12 protein-coding genes are annotated in these 15,591 nt (G+C 63.6%); 6 read left to right on the top strand and 6 right to left on the bottom strand.

The genetic code is table 11. The features are described from left to right. Positions 1–35 precede the first annotated feature (35 nt). The 3 genes from AC1ECK_RS18410 to manD all read right to left on the bottom strand — a co-directional run bounded on the left by AC1ECK_RS18410 (position 36) and on the right by manD (position 3,779). Positions 36–1,073: an L-idonate 5-dehydrogenase gene (locus AC1ECK_RS18410; RefSeq protein WP_480321393.1), complete on the bottom strand. Its 1,038-nt coding sequence runs from the start codon at positions 1,071–1,073 to the stop codon at positions 36–38. A gap of 21 nt (positions 1,074–1,094) precedes the next feature. Further along, on the bottom strand, positions 1,095–2,447 hold the full coding sequence (locus AC1ECK_RS18405) for an MFS transporter (protein ID WP_480321548.1): 1,353 nt from the start codon (positions 2,445–2,447) through the stop codon (positions 1,095–1,097). 123 nt (positions 2,448–2,570) lie between these two features. Then, positions 2,571–3,779, bottom strand: coding sequence for a D-mannonate dehydratase ManD (gene manD / locus AC1ECK_RS18400; protein WP_480321392.1), 1,209 nt, complete (start codon positions 3,777–3,779; stop codon positions 2,571–2,573). Positions 3,780–3,872: 93 nt separating this feature from the next. Here manD and AC1ECK_RS18395 point away from each other — a divergent pair, with 93 nt between their 5' ends. Then, positions 3,873–5,345, top strand: a complete 1,473-nt coding sequence (locus AC1ECK_RS18395; RefSeq protein WP_480321391.1) for a mannitol dehydrogenase family protein — start codon at positions 3,873–3,875, stop codon at positions 5,343–5,345. Between the two features lie 36 nt (positions 5,346–5,381). On the opposite strand, the gene AC1ECK_RS18390 is transcribed toward AC1ECK_RS18395, so the two are convergent. After that, the gene (locus AC1ECK_RS18390) at positions 5,382–6,503 is read right to left on the bottom strand and encodes a lactonase family protein (RefSeq protein ID WP_480321390.1); all 1,122 of its coding nucleotides are present in this window, start codon (positions 6,501–6,503) and stop codon (positions 5,382–5,384) included. 170 nt (positions 6,504–6,673) lie between these two features. On the opposite strand from AC1ECK_RS18390, the gene AC1ECK_RS18385 reads away from it, so the two are divergent. From AC1ECK_RS18385 to AC1ECK_RS18370, 4 genes are all read left to right on the top strand, one after another. Continuing rightward, positions 6,674–7,699, top strand: a complete 1,026-nt coding sequence (locus AC1ECK_RS18385; protein WP_480321546.1) for a substrate-binding domain-containing protein — start codon at positions 6,674–6,676, stop codon at positions 7,697–7,699. Between the two features lie 61 nt (positions 7,700–7,760). After that, complete coding sequence (locus tag AC1ECK_RS18380) at positions 7,761–9,257, top strand: ATP-binding cassette domain-containing protein (protein WP_480321389.1); 1,497 nt, start codon at positions 7,761–7,763, stop codon at positions 9,255–9,257. A 5-nt stretch (positions 9,258–9,262) separates the two neighbouring features. Next, positions 9,263–10,204, top strand: coding sequence for an ABC transporter permease (locus tag AC1ECK_RS18375; RefSeq protein WP_480321544.1), 942 nt, complete (start codon positions 9,263–9,265; stop codon positions 10,202–10,204). Beyond that, a complete protein-coding gene (locus AC1ECK_RS18370) occupies positions 10,201–11,148 on the top strand; it encodes an ABC transporter permease (protein WP_480321388.1) in 948 nt (315 codons plus the stop codon). Before AC1ECK_RS18375 ends, AC1ECK_RS18370 begins: the two co-directional genes overlap by 4 nt. A gap of 3 nt (positions 11,149–11,151) precedes the next feature. On the opposite strand, the gene AC1ECK_RS18365 is transcribed toward AC1ECK_RS18370, so the two are convergent. After that, the gene (locus AC1ECK_RS18365) at positions 11,152–12,030 is read right to left on the bottom strand and encodes a LysR family transcriptional regulator (RefSeq protein ID WP_480321387.1); all 879 of its coding nucleotides are present in this window, start codon (positions 12,028–12,030) and stop codon (positions 11,152–11,154) included. Between the two features lie 110 nt (positions 12,031–12,140). Between AC1ECK_RS18365 and metE the strand changes: the two genes are divergently transcribed. Further along, entirely contained in the window at positions 12,141–14,432 is a 2,292-nt protein-coding gene (metE, locus tag AC1ECK_RS18360; protein WP_480321386.1) for a 5-methyltetrahydropteroyltriglutamate--homocysteine S-methyltransferase, read from the top strand. Positions 14,433–14,526: 94 nt separating this feature from the next. Here metE and AC1ECK_RS18355 read toward each other — a convergent pair whose 3' ends face one another. Next, complete coding sequence (locus tag AC1ECK_RS18355) at positions 14,527–15,561, bottom strand: NAD(P)-dependent alcohol dehydrogenase (protein ID WP_480321385.1); 1,035 nt, start codon at positions 15,559–15,561, stop codon at positions 14,527–14,529. Between the last annotated feature and the right edge of the window lie 30 nt (positions 15,562–15,591).

Raw genomic sequence — 15,591 nt, 5'->3', positions numbered from 1 at the left:
CTCTTTTGTGCCGGGCGGTTGGTTGAAATCGCTGGCTAGTCGAACTGCAGATGAACCTTCATCGACTGGTTGCGGTCGTGCGCCACTTCGAACGCGCGGTTCGCTTCTCCGAGCGGAAATGCGTGCGTCATGAGCGGGCGCAGGTCGATCTTGTGCGCGCCGAGTTCTTCGGCGGCCACTGCGTATTCATCGGTAAAGCGAAACGAGCCCTGATAGCGAAGCTCCTTGGCCATCACGAGATTCGCGGCCACCGGCGATTGACCCGCAGGCAGATTACCGACCTGGATCACCGTGGCGCCCGCGCGCGCTGCCCGCAACGCAGTATGGAGTCCGGCGGGACTGCCCGACGCTTCGAGCACGACATCGAACGTGCCGCGCTGCTGCGACCATTGGTCGATACGCGTCTGGTCGCCGGCAAGCACCGTTTCGTCGGCGCCGAGCGTCGCCGCCATCTGCAGCGCCTTGTCGGCGAGATCGACGGCGACGATACGATGCGCGCCCGCCCGCCGCGCCACCGCCAGCAGAATGCAGCCAATCGGCCCGCATCCGACCAGCAACACCTTCGCGCCGACAAGCGAGCCGGCCAGACGCAGCGCATGCAGCGCGACGGCGAGCGGTTCGGCCATCGACGCCTGGGCGAAGTCGAGCCCCTCAGGCACCGGTACGCACTGGCGTGCATCCACCGCGATGAACTGGCGGAACATGCCCTGCATATGAGGAAACGTCGAAGCGCTGCCCATGAAGCGCATGTTCAGGCAATGGTTCGGCATGCCCTTCGTGCAATAGCGGCACGTTCCGCAGTTGAGTCCTGGATTGACCGCGACGCGCTGCCCGACGCGCAGGCCGCTCACGCCCTCGCCCAGCGCGGCGACTTCGCCGGCGACTTCATGGCCCAGCACGAACGGTTCACGCACCGCGAAGTCACCGCTCTTGCCCTTGAAGTAGTACGACAGATCGGAGCCGCAGATGCCGCCCGCGCGCACGCGAATCTGCACCTGGCCCGCGCCGGGCTCGGGTGGCTCGACCTCGTCGATGCGAATCAGTTTGGGTTCGTGCAGAACAGCGGCGAGCATAGTGAACTCCTGTGAGTGCGCTCAGGAACGAGCGGCGTATGAAGAAGACGGCGCGACGGCATGCTGCTCCGAAGCATCGGCGTGGCCGCCCCAGTCGTGCAGATCGGCGCCGGCCGCGCGCCTGCGCGGCGCCGTTTCCGGCAGGCACGCGAGCGACGCCGCCGAGACGAGCCCCAGCACGACGACATAGACGATCAGCGGGACGGCGCTGCCGTGCGTCGCCTGCAGCAGCTTCACCGCAGCGAGGCCGAGCACCCCGCTGCCGAGCAGCGAGCCGATCTGCCAGATCAACGCGATGCCGCTGCAGCGCACGCGCGCCGGAAACAGCTCGGGAAACAGTGCGGCCTGCGGCGCATAGCAGAGGCTGTGGCCAACCGTGATCGCGAGAATCATCACAAACTGGATCGCGATGCGCGAGCCGCTTTCGATCGCGGCGAAGAACGGATAGGCGAGCAGCACGTGCAGCAGCGCGCCCGCGATGAAGGTGGCACGCCGGCCGATGCGGTCCGACAATGCGCCCGCGAGCGGAATCGTCACGAGCTCGAGCGCCACCGCGACGATCACGGTCTGCAGCAGCATGCTCTGCGCGACGCCATGCGCCTTGCCGTATGCGAGCACGATCATCGTGTACATCGCGAACGTGCACGCTTCGATCAGCTTCGCGCCGATGCCCTTCGCGATCAGCGCGCCCGACTGCCTGACAACCTCGACGACCGGCTGGGTCGAGATCGCCTTCGTGCGGCGGATCGCCGCGAAGATGGGTGACTCTTCGGTGCGCAGCCGGATATAGAGGCCCACTGCGACCAGCACGATGCTGGCGAGAAACGGCAGACGCCAGCCCCAGTCGAGCATCTGCGCGGGCGTGAGCGCACCCGTCAACAACGCGAACAGGCCCGATGGAATCAGGAACCCAGCCGGCGCGCCGAGCTGGACGAGGCTCGCGAAGAACCCGCGCCGCGCGGGCGGCGCATACTCCGCGGTCAGTAGCACCGCGCCCGCCTGCTCGCCGCCGACGCCGAAGCCCTGCAGCACGCGGATCGCAAGCAGCGCCGCGGGCGCCCACATGCCGGCCGTCTGGTAGTCCGGCAACAGGCCGATCGCGAAGGTGCCGAGACCGACGATCAGGATCGTCGCGATCAGCGCCTTCTTGCGGCCGACGCGGTCGCCAAAATGGCCGAACACGATACCGCCGAGCGGCCGCGCGAAGAAGCCCGCCGCATAGGTCGCGAACGCGGCGAGTGTGCCGGTCAGCGGATCGCTCGCGGGGAAGAACTTCTGCCCGAACACGAGCACGGCGGCGGTGCCGTACACGAAGAAATCGTAGTACTCAGCCGCGGTGCCGATCGTCGACGCGAGCGCAACCCGGCGCAGCATCGCCGTATTGGCCCGCTTCTCATGCTGTGTCGTTGCTGAACGATTCACGCGTGTCTCCTGTGTCTCTGCTGCCGCGTGGTGCCTATGCGAAAGGCCCACGCGTTCCGGATCATCTGTCCTGCGTCACCAGTTCCAAAGCGTCCCGTCTTCGAGACGCGCAACAGGTAAATAGGCGGGATCGTAGGGGTACTTCGCGGCGAGCGTCTCGTCGATATCGACGCCGTGCCCCGGCGCTTCACCCGGGTGCATCATGCCGCGCTCAAACGACCACGCATGCGGGAATACGTCGAGCGCTTCCTGTGGAAAGCCCATGTATTCCTGCACGCCGAAGTTCGGCACCCACAGATCGAAATGCAATGCCGCGCCCATGCAGACCGGCGACAGGTCCGACGGTCCATGACACCCCGTGCGCACCTGATAGAGCGAAGCGAAGTCCGCGATGCGCTTCAGGTGCGAGATACCGCCCGCGTGCGTGAGCGTCGCGCGGATGTAGTCGATCAACTGCTCTTCGATCAGTTGCTTGCAGTCCCAGATGCTGTTGAACACTTCGCCCACTGCGATCGGCGTCACCGTGTGTTCGCGGATCAACCGGAAGCCGGCCTGGTTTTCGGCTGGCGTCGGGTCTTCCATCCAGAAGAGCCGGTAGGGTTCGACCGCTTTTCCAAAGCGCGCCGCTTCGATCGGCGTGAGGCGGTGATGCACGTCATGGAGCAGATGCGACTCAAAGCCGAATTTCTCGCGTACGGCTTCGAAGAGCTTCGGCGTGAAGTCGAGGTATTTCTCCGTCGACCATATCTGCTCTTCCACGCCGCCCTTGGTCGCCGGTTCGTACATGCCGCTGCCCTTCGCCACGCCGTACACGGAGCGCATGTTCGGCACCCCGCATTGAATGCGGATCGCCTTGTAGCCCGCCTCGATGTGCTCGGCGTAACGGTCCAGCGCTTCGGGAATGTCGCGCCCCGTCGCGTGCCCATAGACCATCACGCCTTCCCGCGACGCACCGCCGAGCAACCGGTACAGCGGCAGGTTCGCCACCTTGCCGAGAATGTCCCAGAGCGCCATGTCGACCGCGGCGATCGCCGTCATCGTGACGGGACCACGCCGCCAGTAGGCGCCCTTGTAGAGAAACTGCCAGATGTCTTCGATACGGCCCGGGTCGCGGCCAACCAGCAGCGGACAGACGTGATCCTTCAGATACGAGGCCACGGCGAGCTCACGGCCGTTGAGCGTGGCATCGCCGATGCCATGAACGCCCTCGTCCGTCACCACTTTCAGCGTGACGAAATTGCGGCCCGGACACGTCACAATCACATCGGCGCGGAGGATTTTCATGGGGATTTCCTTGGGTGGCACTCGTTGGAATCGATGCTACCATACAAGTATATTTAATCGTCAACCACGGGTTTTCCCGCTCCGGATGCCAAGATGACCGCCAGATCGCCCCTCTCGCGCCGCGCCCTTGCTTCATTGACCGATCACGTGCTTTCGCCCGGCTGGCGCGCCCCTGAGATCGGCATCGTCCATCTCGGGATTGGCAACTTTCACCGCGCGCATGAGGCCGTCTACACGGAAGAGGCCATGCTGGCGGCGGGCGGCGACTGGGGCATCTGTGGCGTGACGCTGCAGGGCGATGTCAGCAAGCGCGATGCGTTAATGGCGCAGGACGGGCTTTACAGCGTAGTCGAACGCGGCCCTGAAGGCGTGCGCGTGACGGTGATTCGCGCACTGCAGGAAGTGCTTGCGATGCCGCACGACCGCACGCGGCTCTTCGAGCTTCTTGCCGATCCGAAGGTGCGCATCGTCTCGCTGACCGTCACCGAAAAGGGCTACTGCCGCGATGCGCAAAGCGGCGAGATCGACCTGAGCCGTGAAGCCATTCAACACGATCTGGCACACCCGGACGCACCCACGAGCGTTCCCGGCATCCTGAGCGCCGCGCTCAAACAGCGCCGCGACGCGGGAACGCCGCCCTTCACCGTGCTCTCGTGCGACAACCTCTCGCACAATGGCGCAGCGCTGAAAAAGGTGGTCTGTTCGTTCGCGCGCGCAGTCGACAGCGAACTCGCCGAATGGCTCGGCACACATGTCGCGTTTCCGTCCACGATGGTCGATCGCATCGTGCCGTCCACCACCGATGCCGAGCGTGATGCGGCTCGCGACGCCTTGGGGCTGGACGACGCAGCGCCCGTTCCCTGCGAACCGTTCCGCCAGTGGGTCATCGAAGACCGCTTTCCGGGCGGATGTCCCGCGTGGGAGCGAGCAGGCGCGCAGCTCGTGGACGATGTCATGCCGTTCGAACTCGCCAAGCTGCGCATGCTGAACGGCACGCATTCGACGCTCGCCTATCTGTCGATGCTCGCGGGTTTTTCGACCATCGACGAAGCCATCGCTCATCCGCCGCTACGTGCGTTGATACACGACATGATGACGCACGAGATCGCGCCGACGCTCGACGTGCCGCCCTCTTTCGATCTGCTCGCCTACCGCGACGCGTTGCTCGCGCGGTACGCAAACAGCGCGCTCAAGCATCGCACGGCGCAGATCGCGATGGACGGCAGCCAGAAGATTCCACCGCGTTTGCTGGCGACGATCGAGGCGCGTCTTGACGCGGGCGAATCGATCGAGCGCCTGGCACTCGCGGTCGCCGCGTGGCTGGTATTTCTGCGCGGTCACGCCGACGACGGCACCCGCTACGCAATCGACGATCCGCTCGCCGCGCGCCTCACGGCCAGCTTGCCCGCCGAGCCTGAACGGCTGATCGACACGCTACTGGCTATCGGTGAAGTGTTCCCGCCCGCACTCGCGCGCCGCGAGACATTCCGACGACCCTTACTGGAAGCCGTCACGCTGTTGCAGCGCGACGGTGCGCGGCAAGCCATCGCAACACAGCGAGGCTGAAACGAGTTTTCAAACTCGCTGATGAATCGCCGCGCCTCATCCCGGGCTGAAATGTACGGCCTTCACACACATGGGCGTCCCGACCTCGACGCTGTCGACTTCTTCGGCGGGTTCGCCCGTCGCGGGATCGATGCGCAAGACGGCCAACCGGTCGCTGTCCTGCAACGCGATCAGCATGAAGCGCCCCGCAGGCGACAACGCAAAGCTACGCGGCGTCTTGCCGCCGGCATTGCAAACCGACGCCAAAACGATTTTTCCGCTCGCCTCGTCGAGCTTGTAGATGCCGATGACGTCCTCTCCCCTGATCGATGCATAGAGGAAGCGCCCGTCCTGCGCGATCTGCAAATCCGCCGGTTGACCCGCGCCCGGGTTGCCCGGCAGCGCATCCACAGTTTCAAGCAGCCGAAGCTCGCCGTTCGTCGAAGCATAACCAAGCCGGCATACGGTTGAATCCAGTTCGTTCACGACATACGCGGTGACGCCGTCCGGATGGAACACGAAATGGCGCGGGCCCGCGCCGGCCTTCAAGTGTAAGGCGGGGGTGCCGGAAGCTTCGAGACGCCGGTTGGCGACATCGATCCGGTAGGCGATCAGCTCATCCGTACCCAGATCCGTGACGATCGCGAAACGGTTGTCGGGGCTCGGTACGACGCAATGCGCGTGCGGCACGCTTTGCCGATCGAGCTTCGGTCCGCTGCCTGCATGCGAAAACTCGCTCGACGCCGCGCTCAAGCCGCCGTCATCCAGCACCGCAAAGCTCACGATCTGCCGTCCAGGGATCTCTCCGGTCCGATCATGGGCATAGTTGGCAACGAACACGGTGGTAGCCTGCCGATCGACATTGCAATATGCCGTGAGGCTGCCGCGCGTCGGCTGGCGGCTGATGAGAGCCAATGCGCCGGACTCGGGATCGATGCGATACGCGCTGACGAGCCCTTCCGCCTCGCCGAACACTTCACTGGACGCATAAAGCAGGCCACGTGACGCGACGGCCGCGAGATAAGTCGGATTGGGGATGTCCGTGGTCTCGGCAAGCAGCGTGAGCGTGCCGGTTGCTTCATCGAAGCTGTACACGACGATGCCCCGTCCGTTCGCCGCCGGAAAGTGCGGCACACGACGGTTCAGGCATCCGACGAAAACAAGTGTGCGGGTATTCATGTGATGAGAATAGATATCCGGCAGCCGGAAATCCATCTTCGGTTAAACCCTACTTGTATGGTAGTAGAGTTAAAACCTAAGATGCCATCACGCCTGATTCGACAGCAAGCGTCTTGAGAACGCAATTGGCTGACAGCGGCGCTTCACCACTCCAGGAGACAAGCATGTTGATGAAGAAAGTCATCGTCGTGGCCGCGATCGGCGCGGCGTTGGTTGCCGCGGGCGCTTCGGCCAAAGTCGCCACGGGCGACACTTCGAAGGACAAGATTGCACTGTCGAACAGCTACGCCGGTAATACCTTCCGTCAGCAGCAGTTGAAGAGTTGGGCGCAGGTGGCCGCCGACGCGAAAAAGGTCGGCATGATCGCGGATGCACCGGCTTTCACCACGGCGGAAAATCAGGCAACAGAACAGGCCCAGCAGATCCAGAACCTGGTTTTGCAGGGCTACAAGGCCATCGTGATCAACGCGGCGTCGCCCACCGCGCTCAATGGCGCAATCAAGCAGGCCTGCGCCGCCGGCGTGATCGTGGTGTCGTTCGACGGCATCGTTACCGAACCCTGCGCCTATCGGATCGCCGCGGACTTTCATCAGATGGGCGCCGTTCAGGTGGACTTCCTCGCCAACAAGCTTGGCGGGAAAGGCAACCTCCTCGAAGTCCGCGGGCTCGCCGGCGTCTCGGTTGACGACGAGATTCATCAAGGCATCGTCGACGAAATCAAGAAGTATCCCGGCATGAAGATCGTCGGCTCGGTTTATGGCGCATGGACGCAGACCGTGGCGCAGAAGGAAGTGTCGGGCGTGCTGCCTTCCTTGCCCCAGATAGACGGGGTCGTGACTCAGGGCGGCGACGGCTACGGCGCCGCGCGCGCGTTCCAGGCGGCGGGCCGCAAGACGCCGATCATCATCCTCGGCAATCGCCAGGAAGAACTTGCATGGTGGAAGTCGCAAGGCGTCGACAGCTATCAGACGATGTCGATCGCGGCCGATCCGGGTTCGTCGACCTTCGCATTCTGGGTCGCGCAGCAACTGCTTGCGGGTAATCCGTTGCCGCACGACATGTCGCTGCCGACGCTCACGGTCACCTCGGCATCGGTCGACAAGGTGCTGGCTTCCACCGCGCCCGGCACGGTGGCGAGCAACGTATTCACGCGCGACCAGGTGGTCAAGCTCATCGAGACGCAGGCGAAGCCGTAGGCAGGCGCGACACAGTGTGCCGCCCCCTCGTCGAATCCCCTTCCCCGGTTCGGTATCCGTGATGAATCACCGAGACAGCATCGAAATTGAAGCGCAACAGGCCGGGCGGCAGGCCGAACCGTTGATCGCCGTGCACGACATAGACGTGTCGTTTGGTCTGGTGAAAGCGCTGAGGAATGCAAATTTCCAGTTCATGCGCGGTGAGTGTGTGGCAATCGCGGGGCACAACGGTGCCGGCAAGTCCACCCTGATGTCGGTCCTCTCCGGCGCCCGCCGCTCGAACGCCGGATGGATCGAGCACGACGGAATCCGTCACGAGCGCGGCTACAGTGCCGAGGTCGCGCGCGGGCTCGGCGTGCGGTGCGTGTTTCAGGAGCTGTCGCTCTGCCCGAATCTCACGATCGAAGAGAACATGCGCGCGATGCATCCGCAGCTCAAGGGCATGGGCTGGCGCAAGCGTGCGCGCCGCATCATCGAGGCGCAACTCGATGCGATCTTTCCGGGGCACGCCCTTTCAGGCACCGACGTCGTAGGCGATCTCTCGCTGACCCAGCAGCAAATGGTCGAGATCGCCCGCGCGTTTTCCAGCGTCGATAGCCCGGTGAAGGTCGTGATACTCGATGAACCGACCTCCAGTCTCGACAAGTACACCGCCGAACAATTGCTTGCCTTCGTGCGCAGGGCCGCTGCGAGCGGGACCACCAGCATCCTGATCACCCACATGCTCGGCGAGATGCTGCGCTGCGCGGACCGGATCATGGTCATGCGTGACGGAAGTGTGGTAACGACGCTGAGCGCACAAGGGCTCACCAGGGACGCGATCATCCGCGCGATGGGCCAGTTCGTCGAAGGCGATGTGACGCCCGGGCGCGAGCGGCGAGCGGCCGCGCACTCCGGCGACGTGTACAGATGGAACCTCGGCCAGAAACAGCAAACCACGCTCGAGGTGCCGCGCGGCAGCATAGTCGGTCTCGCAGGGCTCGCAGGACAAGGCCAGACCGACGCGTTAAACGAGATCTATGCGCAGGCCCGCCAGCGGGGCTCGCATCAGCGCGTCGCGTATGTCGCCGGCGACCGGCGTGCGGATGGCGTCTTTCCCGACTGGACGATCGCGCAGAACTTCGACATCCGCTCGCTCTTCGATCGCGCACGCGGCTCGTGGATCGACAAGCGGCGACTTCAGGCATTGTTCGATAAGTGGGCGACGAGGCTCGACATTCGCGGCGCCGCGGGCGACGCCAATATCCTCGCCTTGAGCGGCGGCAACCAGCAGAAGGTTCTGTTCGGACGGGCGCTGGCATCGGATGCGAAACTGGTCCTGATGGACGACCCCATGCGCGGGGTCGACATCGGCACGAAGCTGGAAATCTACCGGTTACTGCTCGATGAAGCCGCCAAAGGCCGAACCTTCGTCTGGTACACGACCGAAAACGATGAGCTCGCGTACTGCGACAAAACCTATGTGTTCCGCTCGGGCCGGGTCACGCAAGAGTTGAGCTCGGCCGAGTGTACCGAAGAGGCGCTGCTCGCGGCCAGTTTCGAGGAGGTAACCGAGTGAAATCCATGCCGCTTCCGTTGCGCGGACCGCGCGATCTGCGCTCGGTTCTGCCGTTCGCATCGCTCGTCGCGATCCTCGTGCCGATGGCGATCATCCAACCCAATACGCTCAGCTATTTCGGCGGCGTCATGCTGCTGAATCTCGGCGTGCCGATCGTGTTCGCTACGCTCGCCCAGTTGGCGGTCATCACCGCGAATGAACTCGATCTGTCGATCGGCTCGTTCGTCAGCCTCGTTGCCTGCATCGGCGCAACCCTGTTGCAGCGTTCGCCGTGGTTGGGCGTGCTGGCGCTCGCCGGATGCGTCGTGCTCTACGCACTGGTCGGCGCCTTGATCGAGTATCGCCGCATCTCGTCGGTCGTCGTCACGCTCGGACTGTCGTTCGTCTGGAACGGTATCGCGGTCCTGCTCCTGCCCGCTCCCGGCGGCACGAGTCCGGACTGGCTTGCAGCGATGATGGGTTTCCAGTCGCCCATCATTCCCGCGCCCTTGCTGTGGACCGCGGCGATCGCCCTGTGCATGCATCTGTTCCTGATGCGCTCGTCGCCCGGCGTCGCGTTGCGTGGCGTCGGCGGCAATGCCGCCGCGATGCGCCGCTTTGGCTGGTCGGTGATACGCGCCAAGGCGATTCTCTTCGGTTGCGCCGGCGTGTTCGGCGTGTGTTCCGGTTTGACCCTGCTCGGCCTGACCACCTCCGCGGATGCCAATATCGCGTTGCGCTACACGCTGCTGTCGGTGGCCGGGGTGATTCTTGGCGGAGGCGAGTTCGTCGGCGGCCGGGTGTCGCCGGTCGGCGCCGTGCTCGGCGCCATTACGCTGACGCTGGCATCGTCGCTTCTCTCGTTCTTGCAGATCGCCCCGCAGTGGCAGATCGGCTTGCAGGGCGCCATTCTGATCGCAGTGCTGTCGCTGCGTCTTCTGGTTCGCATGAAGGAGCAACGCAAATGAGCAGCGTCCTTTCGATACGCCATACCGCGTGGTTCTGGTCATTTCTCGGCGCCGTTCTGGTCGGCGTTGTCGCAGGCGCGGTGTTTGGTCTTGGCACAGCGGGCAGCATGCTGTCGACGGCATCGGCGTTCGTCGTGTTTTCGGTCCTCGTCGGACTGGGGCAAATGCTGGTGATTTCAAGCGGCCCTGGCAATATCGACCTGTCGATACCGGCCACGATTGCGCTGTGCGGCGGTATCGGCATGCGCGTCATGGCAACCAACGATCACTCGATCATCACTGGCGTCCTCGCCGTGCTCGCCACGGGCGCGCTGATCGGTCTGTTCAACTATCTATTGATCCGGGCCCTGCGCATTCCGCCGATCATCGCTACCTTGTCGTCGAGCTTCGTGCTGCAGTCCTTCGCGATCAGCCTCGGGCGCGGCGGCGCCGCTCCCCCGCCCGCGCTCGAAGACTTCGCGCTCGCTCGCGTGGGCGGCGTCTCGGCGCTGGCGCTCGTCGCCTTGATCATTACGTCGCTGATTGCCGTCGTGCTGTTCAAGCTGGTGCAGGGACGTAGCTTGTCGGCGCTGGGTCAGAACGCGCGTGCCGCGAATTTCGCCGGGGTCAGGGTAAACCGGGTTCACTGCCTGACTTATGTGAGCTGTTCGGTGCTGGCCGCCGTCGCGGCGCTTCTGCTCGCCGCGTTTTCCGGAGGCGCCACGTTGGACATGGGTGCCGACTACATGTTGCTCTCGGTCGCCGTTGTCGTGATTGGCGGCACGCAGGTGTCGGGCGGCCGGCCGAGCGTGACCGGGACCTGGAGCGCCGCCTGCTTCCTGTTCCTGATCAACGCCCTGCTTAATGCAAGTGGAACCGGCGCGGGACTTCGGGCCATCGTTTATGGAGCGTTAATCATCGGAGTGACGGCCATCGCGACTGGACCCGCTGACGCTCGCGCATAGGGACTAATTGCGCGCCAGTTCGATGAAGGCCTTGAGGTAGTCAATTTCAGTGTCGGTCTCGCGGGCACCCAGAAAAATCTGTTTGGCAATGCCCTTGCGCCCCAAGCGCACCGGCACGACGTTCATCTTGCCGGCATACTCTTCCACCAGCCAGCGGGGCAGCGCCGCGACGCCCCTGCCGCTTGCCACCATCTGCAGCATGATGTCGGTGGTCTCGATCGCCTTGTGGCGCCGTGGCGTAACGCCAGCCGGCATTAAAAACTGATTGTAGATGTCGAGCCGGTCGATCTCCACCGGGTACGTAACCAACACCTCCCGCGTCAACTGCTCCGGTTTCACATACTCGGCGGTGGCGAGCGGGTGCTCCCGGTTCACCACCAGCACCTGCTCGTAATCGAATACCGGTTCGAAGCGCAAGCCCGGTTTGTAGAGCGGATCCGGTGTCACAAGCAGGTCGATCTCATAGCCGAACAAGGCGCCGATTCCGCCAAACTGGAATTTCTGCTTGACGTCGACATCCACGTCCGGCCAATGCGCAAGATAAGGCTCCACCACCTTGAGCAACCACTGATAGCAGGGGTGGCATTCCATGCCGATGCGCAGCGCGCCGCGCTCGCCCTGCGCATACTGCCCCAGCCGCTCCTCGGCGAGCGCCAGTTGCGGCAGCACGCGGTTGGCAACCTCGAGCAGGTACTGGCCGGCTTGGGTCAAGCGGAGGCTGCGCCCCTCGCGCAGCCAGATATCGGTACCCAGTTGCTGCTCCAGCTTCTTCATGGAATGGCTGAGTGCGGACTGGGTCACACAGAGGATATCCGCCGCAGCCGTAAGCGAGCCGTGCTTGTCCACCGCCTGAACGATGGCCAGATGAATTCTTTCAAGCATGATTGTTCATGAAAAAAACTAATGGATGGTTGAATTAACACCATTTTACTTCATAAGCCGCCTTCGTTAGGATGCCCCCATCCGCAACCTGACTGAATCAAGGCGACACGATGGCAACGACACACAATCTGGGCTTCCCCCGTATCGGCGCAAAGCGCGAACTGAAATTCGCGTTGGAGTCCTACTGGAAAGGGGAATCGTCGCTCGGCGAACTGAAAGCGCTGGGCGCCCAGTTGCGCCACCGTCACTGGGCGCACCAGGCTGATCTGGGTTTTGCGGCCGTGGGCGATTTCGCCTTCTACGATCAGGTGCTGGACATGAGCTTCACGCTGGGCAACCTGCCGGAACGCGTGCGAGGCTTTCACGGCGACGCCCTCGACAACTACTTCCGCGTCGCCCGCGGTCGTTCGGCCAAGGAAGCCGAAGACCACGCGGCATGCTGCGGTGGTGTGGCTGCCGGCGAGATGACCAAGTGGTTCGATACCAACTATCACTACATCGTGCCGGAATTCACCGCAGCGACCGGTTTTACTCTCGATGCGTCGCGCCTCGTCACGCAACTGGCTGAAGCCCGTGCCGCCGGCGTGAACGTGAAGCCGGTGATCATCGGACCGGTGACCTATCTATGGCTGGGCAAGGCAAAGGACGATTCAGACCGCCTCGCGCTGTTGCCCAAACTGCTGCCGGTGTATGGCGCGCTGCTGGACACTTTCGCGGCCCAGGACGTGGAGTGGGTGCAGATCGACGAACCGGCGCTCGTCACGGAACTGGATCCGGCCTGGCAGCAGGCATTCGTCACGGCTTACGAGGCGCTCGAAACGCGCCGCGTCAAGCTGCTGCTTGCCACCTATTTCGGCCAGTTGCAGAACAACCTGGCGTTAGCGTGCAAGCTGCCCGTGGATGGCCTGCATATTGATGCGATCAACGCACGCGAAGAAGTCGCGCAAGCGGCGAACGAACTGCCGGCAGAGCGGGTGCTGTCGGTCGGCGCAATTAACGGCCGCAATATCTGGAAGACTGACCTGAGCGCCACGCTCGACTGGCTGGAGCCCGTTGCAAAGCAACTGGGCGAGCGCCTCTGGGTCGCACCGTCGTGCTCACTGCTGCATGTGCCGGTGGATCTGGATAGCGAGCAGAAGCTGGATGCGGAGGTTCGTTCGTGGCTCGCGTTTGCGCTGCAGAAGCTGGGTGAACTGAAGGTGCTGGCCGCCGCGCTGAATCAGGGCCGTGATGCGGTCAAGGCAGAACTGGCCGCTAACGCTGCGGCGATTGCTGCACGCCGTGCGTCGCCACGCGTGAACAACCCGGCGGTCAAGGTCGCTCTCGCGAAGATCAATCCGGCCCTCGGTCAGCGCAAGAACGCGTATCCGGCGCGCGCCGGCAAGCAGGCCGCACGGTTGAAGCTGCCGGCCTACCCGACCACCACGATCGGCTCGTTCCCGCAAACCGGCGAGATCCGCCATGCGCGCAGCCAGTTCAAGAGCGGCGCACTGGACGAAGCCGGCTACAAGGCCGCGATGCACGCCGAGATCGAGCGCAGCGTGCGTGAGCAGGAAGCGCTCGGGCTGGACGTGCTGGTGCACGGCGAAGCCGAGCGTAACGACATGGTCGAATACTTCGGCGAACAGCTCGATGGCTATGCCTTCAGCCAGTTCGGCTGGGTGCAGTCGTACGGTTCGCGCTGCGTGAAGCCGCCGATCCTGTTCGGCGACATCAGCCGCCCGAAGGCCATGACCGTCGAATGGACCACGTACGCCCAGTCGCTTACCGGCAAGCCGATGAAGGGCATGCTGACCGGCCCGGTCACGATCCTGAACTGGTCCTTCGTGCGCGACGACCAGCCGCGTTCGGTCTCGTGCTACCAGTTGGCTCTGGCGATCCGCGAAGAAGTGCTCGACCTCGAGAAGGCCGGCGTGCGCGTGATCCAGATCGACGAGGCCGCATTGCGCGAAGGCCTGCCGCTGCGTCGGTCGCAATGGCAGGAATACCTCGACTGGGCCGTGACGTCGTTCCGTATCACCGCCAATGGCGTGGATGACGAAACGCAGATCCACACCCACATGTGCTATTCGGAGTTCAACGACATCATCGCGTCGATCGCCAGCATGGATGCCGACGTGATCACCATCGAGACCTCGCGCTCGGATATGGAACTGCTCGACGCATTCGACAACTTCAGCTATCCGAACGAAATCGGGCCGGGCGTGTACGACATTCACTCGCCGAACATCCCGACCGAAGCGCACATCGTGCAACTGATGAAGAAGGCCGCTGAGCGCATTCCGGCGCAGCGCCTCTGGGTGAATCCGGACTGCGGCCTGAAGACGCGTCAATGGGAAGAAGTCATTCCTGCGCTGACCAACATGGTAGCGGCTGCCAGGACGCTGCGCGCTTCCGCCTAGGACCTGTTCACGCGCCGTCCCGCACGGCGCGTTGGCCCGCTGCCGGGTCAGAGGTAAGCCGATTTGCCGACGACCCGGCCCGCCGATGCGCCGGTCACTCCATCACGATCTGCACCTTCACGTCCGTGGGCTTGCCGCTTGCCGCTTCCTCGAACGCCCGAATACCGTCCGCGAACGCAAACGAGCGTGAGATAAACGGCTTGATATCGAGCCGGCCGGATGCGATCAACTGGATCGCCCGTGGGAACATGTTGGCGTAGCGGAACACCGATTCGATCCGCGCTTCCTTGATCTGCAGCGCAACAATATCGATCGGCACCGCGTGTTGGGGCATACCGACCAGAACAAGGCAACCACCGGGACACAGCAGCTCGACGATGCCGTCGAAAGCCTTCTCGTTGCCGCTGGCCTCGAAGACCACGTTGGCGCCCCATCCTTCGGTGAGTTCGGCGACAACGTCCTGCACTTTCCGCTCGCGGATATTGACCGCTGTGACGCCTTGCACGTTGCCGATCAGTTCGAGCTTCTCGGGCACCAGATCGCACACGATCGCGCGGCTGCAACCGCCTGCGAGCGCCGCCAGGGCGCACATCATGCCAATCGTTCCCGCGCCCAGAATCACGGCCACGTCCCCGGGCTTTATCTTCGCCTTGGTTGCCGCCTGCATGCCGATCGCCAACGGCTCGACAATCGCGCCCTCCGCGAAACTGACGTTGTCCGGCAGCTTGAAAGTAAACGCAGCAGGATGCACGACGAACGGCGTGAGGCATCCATGCACGGGCGGCGTCGCCCAGAAGCGCACGCTCGGATCGAGGTTGTACATGCCTTCACGCGACGCCCGCGATGCCATGTCCGGCACACCGGGCTCCATGCAGACACGATCGCCCACCTTCAGGTGGGTCACTTCATCGCCGATCTGGATCACGGTGCCGGCCGCTTCGTGACCCAGGACCATCGGTTCATTGACGACAAATGGTCCGATCCGGCCATGCTGATAATAGTGAATGTCGCTGCCGCAAATACCCACCGTATTGATGCGAATGCGCACATCGCGCGGACCGACAACCTGCGGCAACGTGAATGGGCGCAAGCTGATACGGCGTGCTTCTTCGAGAACCAGTGCTTCCATGATTGAAGCCCTCTGCTATGGGATGAAATC

It is taken from the genome of Paraburkholderia sp. SSBN10T (assembly GCF_056619545.1).
This window is presented reverse-complemented; position numbering and strand designations above follow the sequence as displayed.

Bases quoted from the DNA above. Each gene is read 5' to 3' on its own strand.
- AC1ECK_RS18410 (WP_480321393.1), bottom strand. From the start codon at position 1,073: ATGCTCGCCGCTGTTCTGCACGAACCCAAACTGATTCGCATCGACGAG.
- AC1ECK_RS18405 (WP_480321548.1), bottom strand. From the start codon at position 2,447: ATGCTGCGCCGGGTTGCGCTCGCGTCGACGATCGGCACCGCGGCTGAG.
- manD (WP_480321392.1), bottom strand. From the start codon at position 3,779: ATGAAAATCCTCCGCGCCGATGTGATTGTGACGTGTCCGGGCCGCAAT.
- AC1ECK_RS18395 (WP_480321391.1), top strand. From the start codon at position 3,873: ATGACCGCCAGATCGCCCCTCTCGCGCCGCGCCCTTGCTTCATTGACC.
- AC1ECK_RS18390 (WP_480321390.1), bottom strand. From the start codon at position 6,503: ATGAATACCCGCACACTTGTTTTCGTCGGATGCCTGAACCGTCGTGTG.
- AC1ECK_RS18385 (WP_480321546.1), top strand. From the start codon at position 6,674: ATGAAGAAAGTCATCGTCGTGGCCGCGATCGGCGCGGCGTTGGTTGCC.
- AC1ECK_RS18380 (WP_480321389.1), top strand. From the start codon at position 7,761: ATGAATCACCGAGACAGCATCGAAATTGAAGCGCAACAGGCCGGGCGG.
- AC1ECK_RS18375 (WP_480321544.1), top strand. From the start codon at position 9,263: ATGCCGCTTCCGTTGCGCGGACCGCGCGATCTGCGCTCGGTTCTGCCG.
- AC1ECK_RS18370 (WP_480321388.1), top strand. From the start codon at position 10,201: ATGAGCAGCGTCCTTTCGATACGCCATACCGCGTGGTTCTGGTCATTT.
- AC1ECK_RS18365 (WP_480321387.1), bottom strand. From the start codon at position 12,030: ATGCTTGAAAGAATTCATCTGGCCATCGTTCAGGCGGTGGACAAGCAC.
- metE (WP_480321386.1), top strand. From the start codon at position 12,141: ATGGCAACGACACACAATCTGGGCTTCCCCCGTATCGGCGCAAAGCGC.
- AC1ECK_RS18355 (WP_480321385.1), bottom strand. From the start codon at position 15,561: ATGGAAGCACTGGTTCTCGAAGAAGCACGCCGTATCAGCTTGCGCCCA.